The following is a 17982-nucleotide window of genomic DNA, read 5'->3' as shown; positions in this document are numbered from 1 at the left end:
AATAAAGCGTTTGCGTAAGACGTTAAGTATCACGTAACAGTTTACATGCACTGATGAATAAACGGTCAACCGTACCTATTAGAGCCTGACTGTGCCAAGGCATTAAATGCCGATGTAGTGATAAGGTAATAGGTTTCGGATTTACATCATGGCGCGGGTAAAAAAGCCTATTTAGACGCCGAATATATGGTAGTGAACCAATCATTCAACGGTGTTGTAAAAGCTGAGGCGTCCATATATGGTACGGTGAATTTGGCCATCCAATTAGAATTGACCTCTGCAATGTCTACGCTTTTGACCTTCGCCATACTTAACGTAATGTGAACAAGACAATTTTGAGTAATATAGCTAACGCGCTTTTGTCCAAAAGCGAGTTACTTACTCCTCAGTCATGCTATTGCGTTTTCTTTGCTGATTAAGAGTAAAACATTAAAGACTGATAGATATGTGACTATTTATGCATATTGTGCTGCATAAACTGAGTTTTGCATGAATCTGTTACGATAATGCACAAAACACGTCGATTAAGCGCTAAAACACGCGAAAAATGCACTTTAACTTCTATTAAAGTGCATATCTTTTTTCGAGTTAGTAATGTGCAGCATAATTCACCTAGTTTCTATCAAGTTGGCTAATTTTTGTAAGCCACTACATAATTGTGTGGAACACTGAATTTGGCCCTTTAGTAAGAGGTTTAGATTTAACTCATGGCAATTTATGTACTCTACAAATTCAAATGACCTTGTTTCCTAAATCGGTTGAACCAAAGCCGTAGCCGCTGATCTGAACGGCATCGCCTGTCAACTTACCCAACAACCGTGTCAAAACCTCGCTATAAAACAACCAACTGGAAGTAATACAACCAAGCTTTAATCAACCGCGGTTGGATAGATGAGGATACAATTACTAAGTGGAAAGCCAAGGTAGAGCAGCCCAAGAAAGGTAGCCCTCAGAGTTTAAGCGACTTAGCCATTACCACTGCGTTAATGGTTAAGCGTATTTTCTCTATACGACTGCGAGCCCTACAGGGTTTCATCAATTCGATATTTAAACTGGGTGACATCCCAATATCTTGCCCGCATTACACCTGCATCAGTAAACGTCCAATATTGCTTTTAAAACCAAGATTCGTGGCGCCATTATATAGTATCTTGTAAGCTACAAAGCATGTCAAATGTTAGTAATGCTACACAGTGCCTGATAAATCAGTGCTGATTTATTATGAAACTTTTAACATGCTCTAAAGGACATTTGACGACAAATTTAACTTTTGGATACAACGGTATTAGTTTAATTTTTGTGCAGACCTTGAAAAATCCCATTACGCCCTAATGTCTATTTTGAGGGAAATCCCTCTTAAATTCTAAGGATAATTAACATGAGTCTTAAGCCTGGTCCGAAACCAATAGCTGAATCGACAGGGAAACCTGATCAACGCCGACGTGACAATAAAAATACTCCCGGCAATACCCCAGATTTAAAACCTAGTAAATCATCAAAAAAATAATAAAAGTTATGAAAGGCTACTTTGAAGTAGCCTTTTTACCATTCCCCTTAAAACGTCACTTTAAATACTGCTCAGTTTCTTAATCGGTTGCAACTGTTGTGATTAGTTTCATTTATAGACCAACTAAATGCTTACGATAAAATAGCCAACTTGAACAAGTTTAGTTAATCACTAATTCGCTAAACGATTTTTAGTGTTATTATGTAGTGAACCACAAACTCTCAGAGCTTAGAAGATTTTAGTGTCCCAAAATGAGTTCGCAGATCGAGAGATTGCTGATAAACTGACTATGTATGCATTTTTATACTGCTCAAATCTGCTTGGAAAAACTAGAGTTTCACATGTTTTTATTAAAATGCAGTTCAGTTTCAAATGAACTAATTATCTTGAAGAACAGCATCATTTAAAATACTAATATTAGATAAAACTCGATGTTTTGTTCCTAATGGGATAGTGACATATAATAATGTATTTTATGTTCCAAGAATGCCCTTAATTTTACTGCAATAGCATATGACGATTCTGCGATATCAAACATTTAGGATAGCTATTCAAATTTTTACGAATTTAGCTGTGCGCTCTAAGATAGACATCAATTCCAAAGTTATTGAAAAATCGACTTGTACGATATTTGGGATATATGGTCGAATTATTCTGTGGGTAATATCTTTGATTATTTCAGGCAGATTTAAATTTAAATCAACTCCTATGTGCCAACTACGGTAATGGTCAACATAAAAATCGTCAATAGCATCTTGTGCCAACATGTTTGGCACGAAACAGGCACAAATAAAGGAATATGGCAAATTTTGAGGAAACATCGATAAATGTAGGTTAAGCAATCAAAGCATCATCAGGCAGAACTAAGGAGGAGGGCATGCTTGAATGTCACTGCAAAAAAATGTGTTTAGGCACGAAAGTTTTACATTAGGCACAAATATAAATTGAAAATCTTAATGGGAGATTATAGTAAATTTAAGTTTTATAGGCAGTTATAGCAAGAAATGGTACACCCGAGTGGACTCGAACCACCGACCCCTACCATGTCAAGGTAGTGCTCTAACCAACTGAGCTACGGGTGCACTGTTTGAATTTCAAATTTAGACTCTTTGAAGAGAGTGGTACACCCGAGTGGACTCGAACCACCGACCCCTACCATGTCAAGGTAGTGCTCTAACCAACTGAGCTACGGGTGCATCGCAAAATTTAACAAGCTATTCAAAAGCGTTGCGCCTTGGAACGAGCGCTATATTAGGGGCATAGCGCAGGGCTGGCAAGCAAAAAAAACAAATTTGTCGTCAAATGGTGAATTGCTGTGCAACTTGCCCAGTGTTTCAACAATGCCGCCGATAAAACCGCAATTTTTTATTCGCTTTACTTCAGAGAATGCATCGAAATCAAACTGATAAACCAAAAGGCGAGCACTGTCGCTCGCCATTAATGCAATCAATGGTGAACACTGTCACCTTCAATAAGGCTCAAATGCACGCCATGCTTTTGGATGTAACGCAGACGAATGAAAAATAACAGCGCTGCTGAGGTCAAGCCCGCAATCAATCCTGCCCAGAATCCATGGGCGCCCATCGCGGGAACGATATGGTCCGTATAAGCTAAGGTATAACCGAGTGACATACCAATGCCCCAGTAGGAAAACAGCGTGATATAAAAAGCGCTGCGTGTATCTTTATAACCGCGAAGAGCACCCGCTGCGACCACTTGAACTGAATCAGATAATTGATACAGGGCTGCCATCAACATCAAGCTGCCGGCTAAGGCAACCACTTCAGGATCACCATTATAAAGTTTCGCAATTTGGAATCTAAATAATACGGTCAAGACCGCTGTCGTTAGAGCAAGGGATAGTGCCAGCCATAAGCCCACTTTAGTGACCACAGCGGAAATATCGGCGCGATCACGGCCTAAGTAATAACCAATCCGAATCGATACCGCGATACCGATAGATAACGGCAGCATAAATACGATGGCAGAAAAGTTGAGCGCAATCTGGTGACTTGCGACCACTGTTGCGCCAAGTGGCGCGAGTAATAGCGCTATGATGGCAAATAAACTCACTTCAAAAAATAGCGCCATTGCTATCGGCATGCCGAGTTTGGTCATTTTCTTCATAGTTTCAAAGTCTGGGCGATGAAATTTACTGAAGGGAGCTAAAGCCGCGAATTTTTTATGTAACTGCATGTAAATGGTCATGGCAACTAGCATGGCCCAGAATACGAGTGCAGTGGCGATACCACAGCCTGCACCGCCCATGGCCGGTACGCCAAAGTGTCCATAAATAAAAATATAGTTAGCGGGGATATTTACGGCTAGACCGACAAAACCAATAACCATGGTCGGTAAGGTATAGGATATACCTTCACTGCAGCCGCGTAGCACTTGATAAAGCACAAATGCGGGCGCGCCCCATAAAATACCGTCGAGATATCCTATGGTTAAGCGGTATAATTCGGGTTCTAAATCCATATGGCTAAGCACAAAGGGCGCAGATGCGAGGAAAACCATCACACCAATGCCGCCTATAATGGCAAGATAGGCACCTTGAAAGGCCAAAGGTTGGATGGCTTTTTGATTATTCGCGCCATTATAGTGGGCAAATAAAGGCGTAAAAGCCATCAGCAAACCTTGGACGAACAGAATAGCGGGTAACCAAAGGCTAGTGCCGACTGCGACGGCGGCCATATCAACCGCACTAACACGGCCCGCCATAACAGTATCAATAAAGCCCATCATGGTCTGAGTGACCTGAGCTATCAGTACCGGCAGCGCCAGTTGGATTAAACGTTTGGCTTGATAGCCTGAATGATTCATAAATACAGCCTTTAACGATTAAGCGAGCAAAAAATGTTTACAGGTATAGTTCAAGCCACCTGCGAGGTGGTTGCAATACATAAGAAAGATGGCCTAAATACCCTTGAGGTAGCGTTCGAACCTGATTTGCATGAGGGACTTGCGATTGGTGCAAGTGTGGCAAATAACGGGGTATGTCTTACTGTGACTCAGGTCGTTGATGATAGGGTATTTTTCGACGTAGTGGAAGAGACCTTGCGACTGACGAATCTGGCTAATTTGTCTATAGGTCAAAGCGTTAATGTTGAGCGTTCGTTAACTTTTGGTAGTGAAATTGGTGGGCACATTCTCTCTGGCCATATCCATACTAAGGCCAAAGTCATCGATATTAGCCATACAGAACAGCATTATGATCTGACACTGGGCATTGAGCCTAAATGGATGGATTACATTTTTTATAAAGGTTTTGTTGGCGTTAATGGCTGTAGTTTAACGGTTGGCGAGGTGAGTGACTCCGGTTTTAAGTTGCACTTAATTCCTGAAACCCTAAAACTGACCAATTTAAGCCTGTGCAAAGTGGGGGATGAACTCAATATCGAGATCGACAGCCAAACGCAAGTTATCGTCGACACCGTCGAGCGCGTGCTGGCCAGACGTTTTAACGAGCAAGCGCATTAGTTTCGTGTCATCACAACGGGTAGTGCAATCTCATTTAATAGATTTGCTCGTCGTCTGAGTCGATATACAGCTCAACCGTTCGTCTCGATTCATCGATGTGTAAGCGTAAGTGAATCGGATTACAACAAATTCGGCAGTCATCGTAATAATCTTGGTCTCCACAGCTGGCATCGATACTGATATCTTGATGGTGCCCGCAGTGGGGACAAGCAATAATTTTGTTCATGACTCTCATGGTGCAACTCCTTATCGCCAATAGAGCGAATCGCTCCGCTCAATCAACGCATCTCACCCTTCGTACGCTTATATTGTCTGCGCTTTGTCGATATTCGAAACCTGAGTGCGCTTTATGTGCTTCCTATTTGAGTATACAGCAGAGTGCAGTGCACTGACTTAGATGAAGTCGGTCTCAAAACGCAGCATGATAGACCTTCTGGTTAAATATTTTCTTGTTGGATCATTATATCTTCTAAAAACTAGTCCTTTACCGTCACTAACCCCTCCATTTCATTGCTGTGTAACACGCCATCGCGGGCATTTTGGGTAATATCCAGCGTTAAACGCTGCATCTGTTGCTCAAGTTCACTTTTAATATCAACGAGTAACACTTGAGTATCAATCAAAGATTTGCTTGTGATTTTCACCTGTGGCTCAGGTAAAGCGGTTGCTGTGTGCGTGAGTGTTACAGCCAGTAGAATGCAGTTCAACATATCAACTCCCTTGTCATGTTTTCAGTGATGCCCAATAAACTGGCGCTAGAATAGGGGAGTTAGATGACCAAGAAGTTACCAAGACACTGCAAAATCATGAATTTGCTTTTTGTTTCCAATCCCAATTCTGGTCAATATGCTTGCGCCTTTTAGCTACAATCCCTTAGAATAAACGCCCTGCTACGCAAGGCGGCTAAGACTCCTGTACTGTCTTAACCTAGCGAGCATTTCTCTTACATTAACTAAAACCAAGTGGCCCTACGTGTGGGTCACCACTGGAAAGGACATTTCATGCCTGTAATTACACTTCCCGATGGTAGCAAACGCGAGTTTGCTCATGCTGTATCGACCCTCGATGTTGCCGCTGATATTGGCCCTGGTTTAGCGAAAGCTTGTATCGCTGGCCGCGTTAATGGCGAATTAAAAGATGCTTGCGATCTCATTGAAACCGATGCTGAGCTATCAATCATTACCGCCAAAGACGAAGAAGGTGTTGAAATTCTTCGCCATTCTTGCGCGCATTTATTAGGTCACGCGATTAAGCAAATGTGGCCAGAAACCAAGATGGCGATTGGTCCTGTTATCGATAATGGCTTCTACTATGATATCGACCTTGAGCACAAGTTGACTCAAGATGACATCGACGCATTAGAAAAGCGCATGCTTCAACTGGCAAAAACCAACTATGACGTAGTAAAACGTGTCGTTAGCTGGCAAGAAGCCCGTGATACATTCGCTGCGCGCGGTGAAGATTATAAGATTGCCATTCTGGATGAGAACATCAGCAAAGACGCGACGCCTGCGCTGTATCATCACGAAGAATACACTGACATGTGTCGTGGACCGCACGTACCTAACATGCGTTTCTGCCAACATTTTAAATTAATGAGCATTGCCGGCGCTTATTGGCGTGGCAACTCAGAAAACAAGATGTTGCAACGTATCTATGGTACTGCTTGGGCCGACAAAAAAGCCCTTAGCACACACTTAACCCGTCTTGAAGAAGCGGCTAAGCGTGACCACCGTAAAATCGGTAAGCAGCTCGACTTGTATCACATGCAAGAAGAAGCACCGGGTATGGTGTTTTGGCATAACGACGGTTGGAGCATCTTCCTCGAATTAGAAAGATTCATTCGCCGTAAGCTAAACCAATACACTTACCAAGAAGTGAAAGGCCCATTAATGATGGACCGCGTGTTGTGGGAACGTTCTGGTCACTGGGATAAATACTCAGAAGCCATGTTCACGACCAGCAGCGAAAACCGCGAATACGCCATCAAACCAATGAACTGCCCAGGCCACGTGCAGATCTTCAACCAAGGGTTGAAATCTTACCGTGATCTGCCATTGCGTATGGCTGAATTTGGTTGCTGTCACCGTAATGAACCTTCAGGCTCGTTACACGGATTAATGCGTGTACGTGGCTTTACGCAAGATGACGCCCATATTTTCTGTACTGACAGCCAAGTTCAAGAAGAAGTGAGTGCCTGTATCCAGATGGTTTACGATACTTACGCTACCTTCGGCTTTGAAAATATCGTAGTAAAACTGTCGACTCGCCCAGAGAAACGTATCGGTGACGATGCGATGTGGGACAGAGCGGAAGAAGCACTTAAGCAAGCTCTGCGTGCCAATAATATTGAATTCACTATTTTGCCAGGCGAAGGCGCGTTCTACGGACCAAAAATCGAATTTACTTTACACGATTGTTTGGACCGAGCGTGGCAATGTGGTACTGTGCAGCTCGATTATGCGTTGCCAAGCCGTCTTGGTGCAACTTACGTTGCCGAAGATAACAGCCGTCAGACCCCAGTGATGATCCATCGTGCTATTTTAGGCTCTTTGGAACGATTCTTGGGTATCTTGATAGAAGAATATGCAGGACGTTTCCCAACTTGGTTAGCCCCAATGCAAGTTGTCGTGATGAATATCACCGATAAACAGGCTGATTATGTTGAAGAAGTCGTAAAATTCTTCAAAGAACAAGGTATTCGAGCGTCTTTTGACTTGAGGAATGAGAAAATAGGCTTTAAAATACGCGAGCACACCTTAAGGCGTGTCCCTTATTTGTTGGTCGTTGGCGATCAAGAAATGGAAAATAAGGAAGTAGCGGTGCGTACCCGTGATGGTATCGATTTAGGTAAGATGCGACTTGAAGATTTCGCCACTAAAATCCATCAACAGATTTCGCTCCGTAGTCTCAAATTGTTGGAGGAATAGGTCATAAAGATCAAAAAAACAGCAGGGCGTCAGCCGGCCCCTAATAGAATCAATGAAGAAATCACAGGTGTACCAGAAGTACGCTTAACAGGCATTGATGGTGAAGCTATTGGTGTGGTAAGCATCAGAGATGCTCAGAATTTGGCAGATGAAGCAGGTGTAGACCTAGTAGAAATCAGCCCAAATGCTGAACCTCCAGTATGTCGCATTATGGACTACGGTAAGTTCCTTTTTGATAAGGCTAAGTCAGCCAAGGAACAAAAGAAGAAGCAAAAGCAGGTCCAGGTCAAGGAAATTAAATTCCGTCCTGGAACTGACGAAAACGACTATCAGGTAAAACTACGCAACCTGATACGTTTTCTGGAAGACGGGGACAAAGCGAAGATTACGCTTCGTTTCCGAGGTCGCGAAATGGCACACCAAAACCTGGGTATGGATCTATTGAACCGTATCAAGGCTGATTTGGACGAGTATGCGGTTGTTGAATCTTTCCCGAAAATGGAAGGCCGACAAGCAATTATGGTGCTAGCGCCTAAAAAGAAATAAGTAGGGCAAAACTTAAAGTAGCAAAGGTCTATGGCCTTTGCTCGCCTTGCTTTTTATTAAACATCCCAATGCGGAGTTTTAGAAATGCCTAAAATGAAAACAGATAAGGGTGTAGCGAAGCGTTTTAAGAAAACCGCTAATGGTTTCAAGCGCAAGCAAGCACACTTACGTCACATTTTGACGAAAAAAAGCACTAAACGTAAACGTCACTTACGTGCCAAATGTTTAGTATCAAAAGCTGACGTTCCAGCAATCGCGCGTCAATTACCTTACGCTTAATTTAGGAGATTAGAAAATGCCAAGAGTTAAGCGTGGTGTAACCGCTCGTGCTCGTCACAAGAAAGTTTTAAAACTAGCTAAAGGTTATTATGGCGCTCGTAGCCGTACTTACCGTGTTGCTGTTCAAGCAGTAACTAAAGCTGGTCAATATGCTTACCGTGACCGTCGTCAGAAAAAACGTCAATTCCGTCAACTTTGGATTGCACGTATTAATGCTGCCGCTCGTCAAAATGGTCTGTCTTACAGCCGTTTCATCAACGGTCTGAAAAAGGCGTCTATCGAAATCGATCGTAAGATTTTGGCTGACATCGCTGTATTCGACAAAGTTGTATTTGCAACTTTAGTTGAAAAAGCAAAAGAAGCGTTAAACTAAGAAATTAGTTTGTTGCTGTAGAGAAGGGACCATTTGGTCCCTTTTTTTGTGCGCCATTTTTGACTTAACCTAATGATGTTATTTACCTAAACACTTATAAGCGCCCATCTAACTGGTACAAGATTAAGAATCGTGAAGGAAAGACACGTGCGCGCGTGAACAGTACTTACTGGTAAGCCCGCAAAAATTTTGCTATTGCTTAACGATTTTGACCTAAAAAAATAGCAGGCTAAACCTGCTATTCGTTGAAAAATCGAGTCTAGTTACTTCTTAGCGTCTAAATAACGCTCTGCATCGAGTGCAGCCATACAGCCGGTGCCAGCAGAAGTAATGGCTTGACGATAATGTTGGTCCATCACATCACCACAGGCATAAACACCTTCGATACTGGTTTGCGTGGCGTTACCTTGCAAGCCACTCTGAACTTTTAAATAACCGTGGTTCATTTCCAACTGGCCTTCAAAAATACCGGTATTAGGGCTGTGACCAATAGCGACGAACACGCCAGCAACGGATAAGTCAGTGATCGAGCCATCTTTAGTGCTCTTCATCTTTAGACCTGTCACACCCATGGCATCACCAACCACTTCATCCATGGTTTGATCTAAGTGAAGGATGATGTTGCCATTGGCGACTTTGTCCATCAGACGGTCGATCAAGATTTTTTCTGAGCGGAAGGTGTCACGGCGATGGATGAGGTGAACTTCAGCAGCAATATTGCTTAAATATAATGCTTCTTCAACGGCGGTATTGCCGCCACCGATCACAGCGACTTTTTGATTGCGATAGAAGAAGCCATCACAGGTTGCACAGGCTGATACACCGCGACCTTTGAAAGCTTCTTCTGACTCTAACCCTAAGTAACGGGCAGAAGCGCCAGTTGCGATGATCAGCGCATCACAGGTGTACTCGCCGTTATCGCCTTTCAGACGGAAAGGGCGCTCGGTAAGGGTTACTTCGTTGATATGATCGAACAAGATTTCAGTATCGAACTTTTCAGCATGCTTCTGCATACGTTCCATCAAGGCTGGACCCGTTAAGTCGTCCGCGTCACCAGGCCAGTTTTCAACTTCAGTCGTCGTGGTTAATTGACCGCCTTGCTGCATACCTGTGATCATCACAGGTTTTAAATTCGCACGCGCAGCATAAACGGCTGCGGTATATCCTGCTGGGCCTGAACCCAAAATCAATAAGTTACAATGTCTGACTTGGCTCATTTTTATCTCCGTGCCTTTAGCAAATTGCAAGGATTGTAGGGAATTTACCTGTGGGGGTAAAGTGTTGGAGGGCGATTCTTTTAGATTGCACTAATCGAGTCCATCCGTTTTGGTATGGAGAGTGTCAGTTTTACTTTACTGTGAAAACATAAATAGCTTAAGTGTGAACCACGAAATGAAGCACGGGATGAGCTTGTATAAATATGATGGTGTGATCGTAGTGGAGCGTATTTCTACCCAATAAAAAAATCGGCCTCAATTGTATCGAGACCGATTTGAATTACATACTAAGTAAAGTCAGCTTAAATCCACATAAAAAGTTAAGTTAATTAAAAACTTATACTAATAGTGTCGCAGGAGATGTGAACGCTAAGTTTAGGGCGTGAGCCACTTCCTTACACACCACTTTACCGTGCATGACGTTTAAGCCATTAAGAAAATGCTTGTCTTGCAACAGCGCTTCTTTATAGCCTAAATTTGCTAACTTGAGAATGTACGGTAAGGTTGCATTGTTAAGCGCAAATGTTGAAGTGCGAGCGACCGCACCAGGCATATTTGCAACACAGTAATGCACAACATCATCAACGATATAGGTAGGATCTTGGTGAGTAGTGGCATGTGAAGTTTCAACACAACCGCCTTGATCGATCGCCACGTCAACGATAGCGCTGCCAGGCTTCATACGTGAAATCATGCTACGAGTAACCAATTTTGGCGCCGCAGCACCTGGAATTAGTACACCACCAATCACAAGATCGGCCTCAATAACATGACGTTCAATTGCATCTGCAGTTGAGTAAATGGCTTTTACAGCAGAACCGAATTGCACATTTAAACGACGCAGAGCATCAATACTGCGATCAAGAACAACAACATCAGCACCCATACCAACTGCCACTTGTGCTGCATTAGTACCAACCATACCGCCGCCAATAATGACGACTTTAGCAGGCTCAACTCCCGGTACGCCGCCCAGCAACATACCGCGGCCACCAGAAGATTTCTCTAATGCCATAGCGCCAGCTTGGATTGACATACGACCAGCGACTTCAGACATAGGAGCAAGCAAAGGCAGGCCACCACGATCGTCTGTCACAGTTTCGTAAGCGATACATACGGCACCACTTTTGATTAAATCTTCAGTTTGCGGTAAATCTGGAGCAAGATGCAGATAAGTAAATAAAATCTGATCGTGACGCAACATAGCGCGTTCAACTGCTTGAGGCTCTTTTACTTTTACAATCATCTGCGCTTTAGCAAAAACTTCAGTAGCAGTCGCTAAAATTGTGGCGCCAGCATCAATATAATCTTGATCTGAAAAACCAATACCTATGCCTGCATTTGTTTCAACAAAAACGTCGTGACCTTTGATCGCCAACTCGCGAACACTAGAAGGAACCATACCGACACGATATTCGTGGTTTTTAATTTCCTTGGGAACACCAATAATCATCTTTGAGCCTCAATTGCCTGAAATCCCACTTTTAATGGGCATAATTGTTATTTTATCGTGACCTGAACGTGATTAATTCAGGGATATCTAGTATAGTATCGGCGACGCAGTTTATGCTGCTGAACTTTCGGCATACGTAGAATAAAATGTTGTTTTAGTGATAAAGCAAGGTTAAATAAATGGCATATAATAAAAAGAGTCCTGTAAAAGACTTGGATCGCATCGATCGCAACATTCTTAATGAACTACAACTTGATGGCCGCATTTCAAATGTGGAATTGTCAAAAAGAGTCGGACTAAGTCCAACTCCGTGTTTAGAAAGAGTAAAACGTCTCGAAAAGCAAGGTTACATCAATGGCTATACCGCATTGGTGAATCCTCATTTCTTGGGTGCATCCCTACTGGTATTCGTGGAAATCACATTAAGCCGTGATACTCCCGAAGTGTTTGATAAGTTTAACCGTGCAGTGCAACTACTAGATGATATTCAAGAATGTCATCTGGTTTCAGGCGATTTTGACTACTTACTGAAAACTCGTGTTTCAGATATGTCGGCTTATCGTCGCTTGTTAGGTGAAACTTTATTGAAATTACCTTCTGTTTCCGACACGCGTACTTATGTTGTGATGGAAGAAGTTAAGCACACCAGTCGTGTAGCGATAAATCATCTACTCTCAGATATCTAAATTACCCTGATTGTTTGGTTTTACAATAAGGGGCTTAGGCCCCTTATTTATCAGTAACGTCGATATATCCATCTCATTTAACGCTTATTGCTATTAGCCTTGTATTGCCCTTAAGTTTGCTAACTTAGGGGCTTCTTTTTGTGGCATTTTTAAACAAATTTGTTAACGGAAGTGTTTGTGTAATAACTCATTCCTCCCTAAAAGCACACTAAAACACCTCAATAGACTAAATTTTGCCAATCATGACCAATTCTGTATAGAAAAACAGGCTAATGTGCTCCACATTTAGTGGGATTCTGGTATCGTTAGCCCACCTGTTTTCACTTTTATGGATTACGTCGTTTGTCTCAAGGAAATAGTGTACGCACGCTCACTGGCCTGCAACGTCTGCTGGAAGGCGGACTCATCATTTGTTGTGTTCTCGCCACTTATATTTTGCTCGCATTGACGAGTTTTAGTCCGTCTGATCCTGGTTGGAGTCAGTCGCATTTTCAAGGCGATATTAAAAACTGGACCGGGGCAGTAGGGGCTTGGATTGCCGATATTCTGTTATATTTCTTCGGCGTTACGGCTTATATCATGCCAATCATTGTCGCATCGACAGGTTGGTTATTGTTCAAACGTGCCCATCATTTACTTGAAATTGATTACTTTTCTGTGGCCCTGAGATTGATTGGATTTTTACTGATCATTCTAGGATTTTCTGCTTTGGCGAGTATGAATGCCAACAACATCTACGAGTTTTCGGCAGGCGGAGTGGCGGGTGATGTCATAGGCCAAGCCATGTTGCCGTATTTTAATAAACTCGGCACTACCTTATTACTGCTGTGTTTCTTGGGCTCAGGCTTTACGCTGTTGACTGGGATTAGCTGGCTGACTGTGGTCGAGAAAATCGGCTTAGTCTCTATTTGGATTTATAAAAAGTTAAAATTATTGCCGCAAGCGATGAAGCGTGAGCATGAAACCGAGGATACCCGTGGTTTTATGTCCGTGGTGGATAAGTTTAAACAGCGCCGTGAATCCCAATATGTGCTAGAAAAGCCCCCCATAGTTGAAAAGCCTAAGGTGCGTGAGCGTCATATTGGTCGTAGAGCTGAGATAACCCCAACGCTATATGCTGCCACTGATGATATGGTCATTGAACCAGAAGGTATTATTACTGAAACTGAGAATAATTCGTCGCCAAAAAACAAACTATCGGCGCTTGCAAAAATTCTGAGCTTGAATGGCAGTAAAAGTAAGAGTGCACAACGGGTTGAGCCACAAATCGATAATGATGATTTGGCCGCCCATGGCAATTTTGAAGCGCCACCTTGGTTAGCTGAGCCTCAACATTCAAATGCCAATGAGCAAGACAGTGCCGATTTTAATTCGCATTCATTCGATCATGATGACAATGAGCCAGTGTTTAGCAGTCAAGCATTTACAGAAGATGAGGATGATGATGAAAGTCTAGGTTTTAGCGATGATGACGTCATTGATTTTGATACTAAAGTGTCAACAGGTGCAGTGAATCAAGCGCAGCGTAATAAGCAAGATCAAAAAGCTAAAATTGTCGATGGCATTGTGGTATTGCCAGGACAAGAAGATAAACCCGCACCGAAAAAACCGATGGATCCTCTGCCGAGTATTAACTTGCTCGACATACCTGACCGTAAGAAGAATCCGATCAGCCCAGAGGAATTGGATCAAGTCGCCCGCCTTGTTGAGCTTAAACTGGCCGATTTCAACATCATCGCCAATGTAGTGGGTGTGTATCCAGGTCCTGTGATCACACGCTTTGAATTAGAATTAGCGCCGGGCGTTAAAGCGTCAAAAATCTCTAATCTATCAAAGGATTTAGCTCGTTCATTACTGGCTGAAAGTGTGCGCGTGGTTGAAGTTATTCCGGGTAAGGCTTATGTCGGACTCGAATTGCCCAATAAATTCCGCGAAACCGTGTTTATGCGCGATGTGTTAGATTGTGCCGCCTTTACTGAGAGTAAATCCAACTTAACTATGGTGTTAGGCCAAGATATTGCTGGTGACCCCGTTGTTGTTGATCTTGGTAAAATGCCACATTTATTGGTAGCCGGTACTACAGGCTCTGGTAAGTCTGTGGGTGTAAACGTGATGATCACCAGCTTACTGTATAAGTCTGGCCCAGAAGATGTACGCTTTATCATGATCGACCCCAAAATGTTGGAATTGTCTGTCTATGAAGGTATTCCGCATTTGCTATGTGAAGTCGTGACCGACATGAAAGAAGCTGCCAATGCGCTGCGTTGGTGTGTCGGCGAGATGGAACGTCGCTACAAGCTGATGTCTATGATGGGCGTGCGTAACATCAAGGGCTATAACGCTAAAATTGCCGAAGCGAAAGCCAATGGCGAAGTGATTTTAGATCCTATGTGGAAGTCATCCGACAGCATGGAGCCTGAAGCGCCTGCGTTAGATAAGCTGCCATCGATTGTTGTCGTGGTCGATGAATTTGCTGACATGATGATGATTGTTGGTAAAAAAGTTGAAGAGTTGATTGCCCGTATTGCCCAAAAAGCGCGTGCTGCAGGGATACATTTGATCTTGGCAACCCAAAGACCGTCAGTGGATGTGATCACAGGTTTGATTAAGGCCAACATTCCCACACGTATGGCGTTCCAAGTGTCATCTCGTATCGATTCGCGCACCATTTTAGATCAACAGGGTGCCGAAACCTTGCTTGGTATGGGTGACATGTTATTTTTGCCACCGGGTACCGCGGTACCGAATCGTGTTCATGGTGCGTTCGTTGATGATCATGAAGTTCACCGTGTCGTTGCCGACTGGTGCGCCCGTGGCAAACCGCAATATATCGAAGAAATCCTCAACGGTGCCAGTGATGGTGAACAAGTATTATTGCCTGGTGAAACCGCTGAATCAGACGAAGAATATGATCCGTTATACGATGAAGCAGTCGCCTTTGTGACTGAAACTCGTCGCGGCTCGATTTCAAGCGTACAGCGTAAATTTAAGATTGGTTATAACCGTGCAGCCCGCATTATTGAACAGATGGAAGCACAAGGTATTGTTTCTGCTCAAGGCCACAACGGTAACCGTGAAGTCTTAGCGCCGCCAGCACCAAAACATTATTAAGCCGCGCTAAGGCGTAGCTTTGATACACCCAAGGGTTTACAGGGTAAGGAATAAAATGAAAAAACGATTATGCGCTGTGTTGTTAGCTTCACCTTTGCTATTTAGCGCGGCTGTGTTTGCCGATGATGCGCAGCAGCTCAGGGAAAAATTGATTGGTACCGCTTCACTAAAAGCCGATTTCAAACAAACCGTAACAGATGTCAATAAAAAGGTTATTCAAACGGGGTCTGGCATTTTTGCCTTAGCGTATCCGAATCAATTTTATTGGCATTTAACCCAGCCCGATGAATCGCAGATTGTCGCTGATGGTAAAGATTTGTGGATCTACAATCCTTTCGCCGAGGAGGTGGTCATCATGGATTTTGCTGAAGCAATCAATGCATCTCCCATCGCATTGCTCGTCCACCGCGACGATGCGACTTGGTCACAGTATTCAGTGTCCAAGAAACAAGATTGCTATGAGATCAAACCTAAGGCGATTGATTCGGGCATATTGTCCGTCAATGTGTGTTTCAAAAATACCCAGTTAGTCAACTTTAATGTTGCCGATGATAAAGGTAATTTAAGCCTGTTTGATTTAAGCAATCAGCAAGCCATCACAAATAAAGACAAAGCCTTGTTCACCTTTGTGATCCCAGACAGCGTCGATGTTGATGATCAACGTCGTAAAGCAGCGCATTAGGCTATCGCGTGAGCAGTTTATCGTTTAATTTTGCACCCGATTTTCGTCCCTTGGCCGCACGCATGCGGCCAAGAACGATTGGCGAGTACATAGGTCAAGCCCATTTACTGGGTGAGGGCCAACCACTACGCAAAGCATTGGAAGCTGGGCGCGCCCATTCCATGATGTTGTGGGGACCGCCGGGCACAGGTAAAACAACCTTAGCTGAATTAATCGCACATTATTCAAATGCTCACGTTGAGCGCATTTCCGCGGTCACCTCTGGCGTTAAGGACATTCGCGCCGCGATTGAGCAAGCAAAAGCCGTTGCAGAATCCCGTGGCCAACGTACTCTATTGTTTGTCGATGAAGTCCACCGATTTAATAAGAGTCAGCAGGATGCCTTTCTGCCATTTATTGAAGATGGCACAGTGATCTTTATCGGCGCGACCACAGAAAATCCGTCTTTTGAAATCAATAATGCCTTACTCTCGCGGGCAAGGGTCTATCTTATCAAGCGCTTAAGCCATGATGAAATCGCCCATATAGTGACTCAAGCCTTAAACGATAACGAGCGCGGTTTAGGCCTACGACAATTTGTAATGCCAACCGATGTGCTCACCACATTGGCACAACTTTGTGATGGTGATGCCCGTAAAGCGTTAAATCTTATTGAGTTGATGAGTGATATGCTCATCGACGGTGGCACCTTTACCACTGAAATGTTAATTCAAGTGGCGGGGCACCAAGTTGCTGGTTTTGATAAGAACGGTGATCAGTTTTACGATTTAATCTCGGCTGTACATAAATCCATTCGCGGATCAGCACCTGATGCCGCGTTGTATTGGTTTTGTCGAATATTAGAAGGCGGTGGCGATCCGCTTTACGTGGCAAGGCGCTTACTGGCGATTGCCTCTGAAGATGTGGGCAATGCCGATCCTGCGGCGATGACAATCGCACTAAATGCCTGGGATTGTTTTCACCGTGTTGGCCCCGCCGAAGGTGAGAGAGCAATAGCACAAGCCATTGTTTATCTTGCCAGTGCGCCTAAGAGCAACGCTGTGTATACCGCATTTAAGGCGGCGCGTGCGTTAGCTCGCGAAACAGGGCAAGTCGAAGTGCCGCACCATTTACGCAATGCACCGACTCAGTTAATGAAAGACATCGGCATGGGAGCTGGGTATCGATATGCCCACGATGAAGCCAATGCCTATGCCAGTGGTGAAAATTATTTCCCCGAATCCCTGCAAACAGCACAGTTTTATTTTCCGACTGAGCGAGGGTTTGAGAAGCGTATTAAAGATAAATTGGCGCAATTAGCCCAGTTAGATCAAGCCAGTGAGAACAAAAGATATGACTAACATCTTATTAGTGGCTTTCGGCGGGTCAATTGGAGCAGTTTTACGCTATCTTATTTCAATATTCATGATCCAAGTATTTGGCAGCAGTTTTCCTTTTGGTACACTGTTGGTTAATGTTATAGGTTCATTTTTTATGGGCGTAATTTACGCTCTGGGGCAAATGAGTCATATCAGCCCTGAACTCAAAGCGCTTATAGGTATCGGTCTATTAGGTGCTTTGACAACGTTTTCGACTTTCTCTAATGAAACCTTGTTGCTGATGCAAGAAGGGGATTGGCTGAAGGCGATTTTGAATGTGGTGTTGAATCTAAGTCTATGTTTATTCATGGTGTACTTAGGTCAACAACTGGTTTTTTCTCGCATTTAACTATTAAG

At 43.5% G+C, this 17982-nt stretch carries 15 protein-coding genes, 2 tRNA genes and 1 pseudogene; 11 read left to right on the top strand and 7 right to left on the bottom strand.

The genetic code is table 11. The features are described from left to right. Window positions 1-872: 872 nt before the first annotated feature. Window positions 873-1141: pseudogene (locus L5M71_RS17995) on the top strand (transposase); the annotation flags it as partial. A gap of 1371 nt (window positions 1142-2512) precedes the next feature. Here L5M71_RS17995 and L5M71_RS17990 read toward each other — a convergent pair. The 3 genes from L5M71_RS17990 to L5M71_RS17980 all read right to left on the bottom strand — a co-directional run bounded on the left by L5M71_RS17990 (window position 2513) and on the right by L5M71_RS17980 (window position 4333). Beyond that, window positions 2513-2589, bottom strand: a tRNA-Val gene (locus L5M71_RS17990). 37 nt (window positions 2590-2626) lie between these two features. Beyond that, window positions 2627-2703 (bottom strand) — tRNA-Val (locus L5M71_RS17985). Window positions 2704-2953: 250 nt separating this feature from the next. Further along, complete coding sequence (locus tag L5M71_RS17980) at window positions 2954-4333, bottom strand: MATE family efflux transporter (protein WP_028759932.1); 1380 nt, start codon at window positions 4331-4333, stop codon at window positions 2954-2956. Window positions 4334-4366: 33 nt separating this feature from the next. On the opposite strand from L5M71_RS17980, the gene L5M71_RS17975 reads away from it, so the two are divergent. Next, on the top strand, window positions 4367-4990 hold the full coding sequence (locus tag L5M71_RS17975) for a riboflavin synthase subunit alpha (protein WP_263209222.1): 624 nt from the start codon (window positions 4367-4369) through the stop codon (window positions 4988-4990). Window positions 4991-5024: 34 nt separating this feature from the next. Here the strand turns inward: L5M71_RS17975 and L5M71_RS17970 are convergent, their stop codons facing one another. Continuing rightward, window positions 5025-5225 (bottom strand): CPXCG motif-containing cysteine-rich protein, encoded by a 201-nt coding sequence (locus L5M71_RS17970; RefSeq protein ID WP_263209220.1) that lies wholly within the window; start codon window positions 5223-5225, stop codon window positions 5025-5027. A gap of 241 nt (window positions 5226-5466) precedes the next feature. Beyond that, complete coding sequence (locus L5M71_RS17965; RefSeq protein WP_263209217.1) at window positions 5467-5700, bottom strand: hypothetical protein; 234 nt, start codon at window positions 5698-5700, stop codon at window positions 5467-5469. A gap of 291 nt (window positions 5701-5991) precedes the next feature. On the opposite strand from L5M71_RS17965, the gene thrS reads away from it, so the two are divergent. From thrS to rplT, 4 genes are all read left to right on the top strand, one after another. After that, entirely contained in the window at window positions 5992-7920 is a 1929-nt protein-coding gene (gene thrS / locus L5M71_RS17960; RefSeq protein WP_028759936.1) for a threonine--tRNA ligase, read from the top strand. Between the two features lie 3 nt (window positions 7921-7923). Then, window positions 7924-8466, top strand: a complete 543-nt coding sequence (infC, locus tag L5M71_RS17955) for a translation initiation factor IF-3 (RefSeq protein WP_012089240.1) — start codon at window positions 7924-7926, stop codon at window positions 8464-8466. An 84-nt stretch (window positions 8467-8550) separates the two neighbouring features. Beyond that, entirely contained in the window at window positions 8551-8745 is a 195-nt protein-coding gene (gene rpmI, locus L5M71_RS17950; RefSeq protein WP_006081653.1) for a 50S ribosomal protein L35, read from the top strand. Window positions 8746-8761: 16 nt separating this feature from the next. Next, window positions 8762-9118 carry a 50S ribosomal protein L20 gene (rplT, locus tag L5M71_RS17945; protein ID WP_006081652.1) on the top strand — a complete coding sequence of 119 codons (357 nt, stop codon included), beginning with the start codon at window positions 8762-8764 and terminating at the stop codon, window positions 9116-9118. 263 nt (window positions 9119-9381) lie between these two features. Here the strand turns inward: rplT and trxB are convergent, their stop codons facing one another. Together trxB and ald are read right to left on the bottom strand one after the other, a co-directional pair. Next, on the bottom strand, window positions 9382-10335 hold the full coding sequence (gene trxB, locus L5M71_RS17940) for a thioredoxin-disulfide reductase (RefSeq protein ID WP_219234163.1): 954 nt from the start codon (window positions 10333-10335) through the stop codon (window positions 9382-9384). A gap of 337 nt (window positions 10336-10672) precedes the next feature. After that, a complete protein-coding gene (gene ald / locus L5M71_RS17935) occupies window positions 10673-11788 on the bottom strand; it encodes an alanine dehydrogenase (RefSeq protein ID WP_263177168.1) in 1116 nt (371 codons plus the stop codon). A gap of 179 nt (window positions 11789-11967) precedes the next feature. On the opposite strand from ald, the gene lrp reads away from it, so the two are divergent. The 5 genes from lrp to crcB all read left to right on the top strand — a co-directional run bounded on the left by lrp (window position 11968) and on the right by crcB (window position 17974). Beyond that, entirely contained in the window at window positions 11968-12474 is a 507-nt protein-coding gene (gene lrp, locus L5M71_RS17930) for a leucine-responsive transcriptional regulator Lrp (RefSeq protein ID WP_006081649.1), read from the top strand. A 342-nt stretch (window positions 12475-12816) separates the two neighbouring features. Beyond that, window positions 12817-15585 (top strand): DNA translocase FtsK, encoded by a 2769-nt coding sequence (locus tag L5M71_RS17925; RefSeq protein ID WP_263143195.1) that lies wholly within the window; start codon window positions 12817-12819, stop codon window positions 15583-15585. Between the two features lie 55 nt (window positions 15586-15640). After that, window positions 15641-16267: an outer membrane lipoprotein chaperone LolA gene (gene lolA, locus L5M71_RS17920; RefSeq protein WP_131525571.1), complete on the top strand. Its 627-nt coding sequence runs from the start codon at window positions 15641-15643 to the stop codon at window positions 16265-16267. A gap of 8 nt (window positions 16268-16275) precedes the next feature. Then, window positions 16276-17607: a replication-associated recombination protein A gene (locus tag L5M71_RS17915; protein WP_198573993.1), complete on the top strand. Its 1332-nt coding sequence runs from the start codon at window positions 16276-16278 to the stop codon at window positions 17605-17607. After that, the gene (gene crcB / locus L5M71_RS17910; protein ID WP_028759942.1) at window positions 17600-17974 is read left to right on the top strand and encodes a fluoride efflux transporter CrcB; all 375 of its coding nucleotides are present in this window, start codon (window positions 17600-17602) and stop codon (window positions 17972-17974) included. The genes L5M71_RS17915 and crcB overlap by 8 nt, the downstream gene beginning before the upstream one ends. Window positions 17975-17982: the final 8 nt, after the last annotated feature.

Origin of the sequence: Shewanella sp. SW1, assembly GCF_025653545.1 — a bacterium.
Classification (GTDB): Bacteria; Pseudomonadota; Gammaproteobacteria; order Enterobacterales; family Shewanellaceae; genus Shewanella; species Shewanella oncorhynchi.
The sequence above is the reverse complement of the archived record's forward strand: the minus strand, read 5'-3'. Positions and strand labels throughout refer to the sequence as shown.

Bases quoted from the DNA above. Each gene is read 5' to 3' on its own strand.
- L5M71_RS17980 (WP_028759932.1), bottom strand. From the start codon at position 4,333: ATGAATCATTCAGGCTATCAAGCCAAACGTTTAATCCAACTGGCGCTG.
- L5M71_RS17975 (WP_263209222.1), top strand. From the start codon at position 4,367: ATGTTTACAGGTATAGTTCAAGCCACCTGCGAGGTGGTTGCAATACAT.
- L5M71_RS17970 (WP_263209220.1), bottom strand. From the start codon at position 5,225: ATGAGAGTCATGAACAAAATTATTGCTTGTCCCCACTGCGGGCACCAT.
- L5M71_RS17965 (WP_263209217.1), bottom strand. From the start codon at position 5,700: ATGTTGAACTGCATTCTACTGGCTGTAACACTCACGCACACAGCAACC.
- thrS (WP_028759936.1), top strand. From the start codon at position 5,992: ATGCCTGTAATTACACTTCCCGATGGTAGCAAACGCGAGTTTGCTCAT.
- rpmI (WP_006081653.1), top strand. From the start codon at position 8,551: ATGCCTAAAATGAAAACAGATAAGGGTGTAGCGAAGCGTTTTAAGAAA.
- rplT (WP_006081652.1), top strand. From the start codon at position 8,762: ATGCCAAGAGTTAAGCGTGGTGTAACCGCTCGTGCTCGTCACAAGAAA.
- trxB (WP_219234163.1), bottom strand. From the start codon at position 10,335: ATGAGCCAAGTCAGACATTGTAACTTATTGATTTTGGGTTCAGGCCCA.
- ald (WP_263177168.1), bottom strand. From the start codon at position 11,788: ATGATTATTGGTGTTCCCAAGGAAATTAAAAACCACGAATATCGTGTC.
- lrp (WP_006081649.1), top strand. From the start codon at position 11,968: ATGGCATATAATAAAAAGAGTCCTGTAAAAGACTTGGATCGCATCGAT.
- lolA (WP_131525571.1), top strand. From the start codon at position 15,641: ATGAAAAAACGATTATGCGCTGTGTTGTTAGCTTCACCTTTGCTATTT.
- crcB (WP_028759942.1), top strand. From the start codon at position 17,600: ATGACTAACATCTTATTAGTGGCTTTCGGCGGGTCAATTGGAGCAGTT.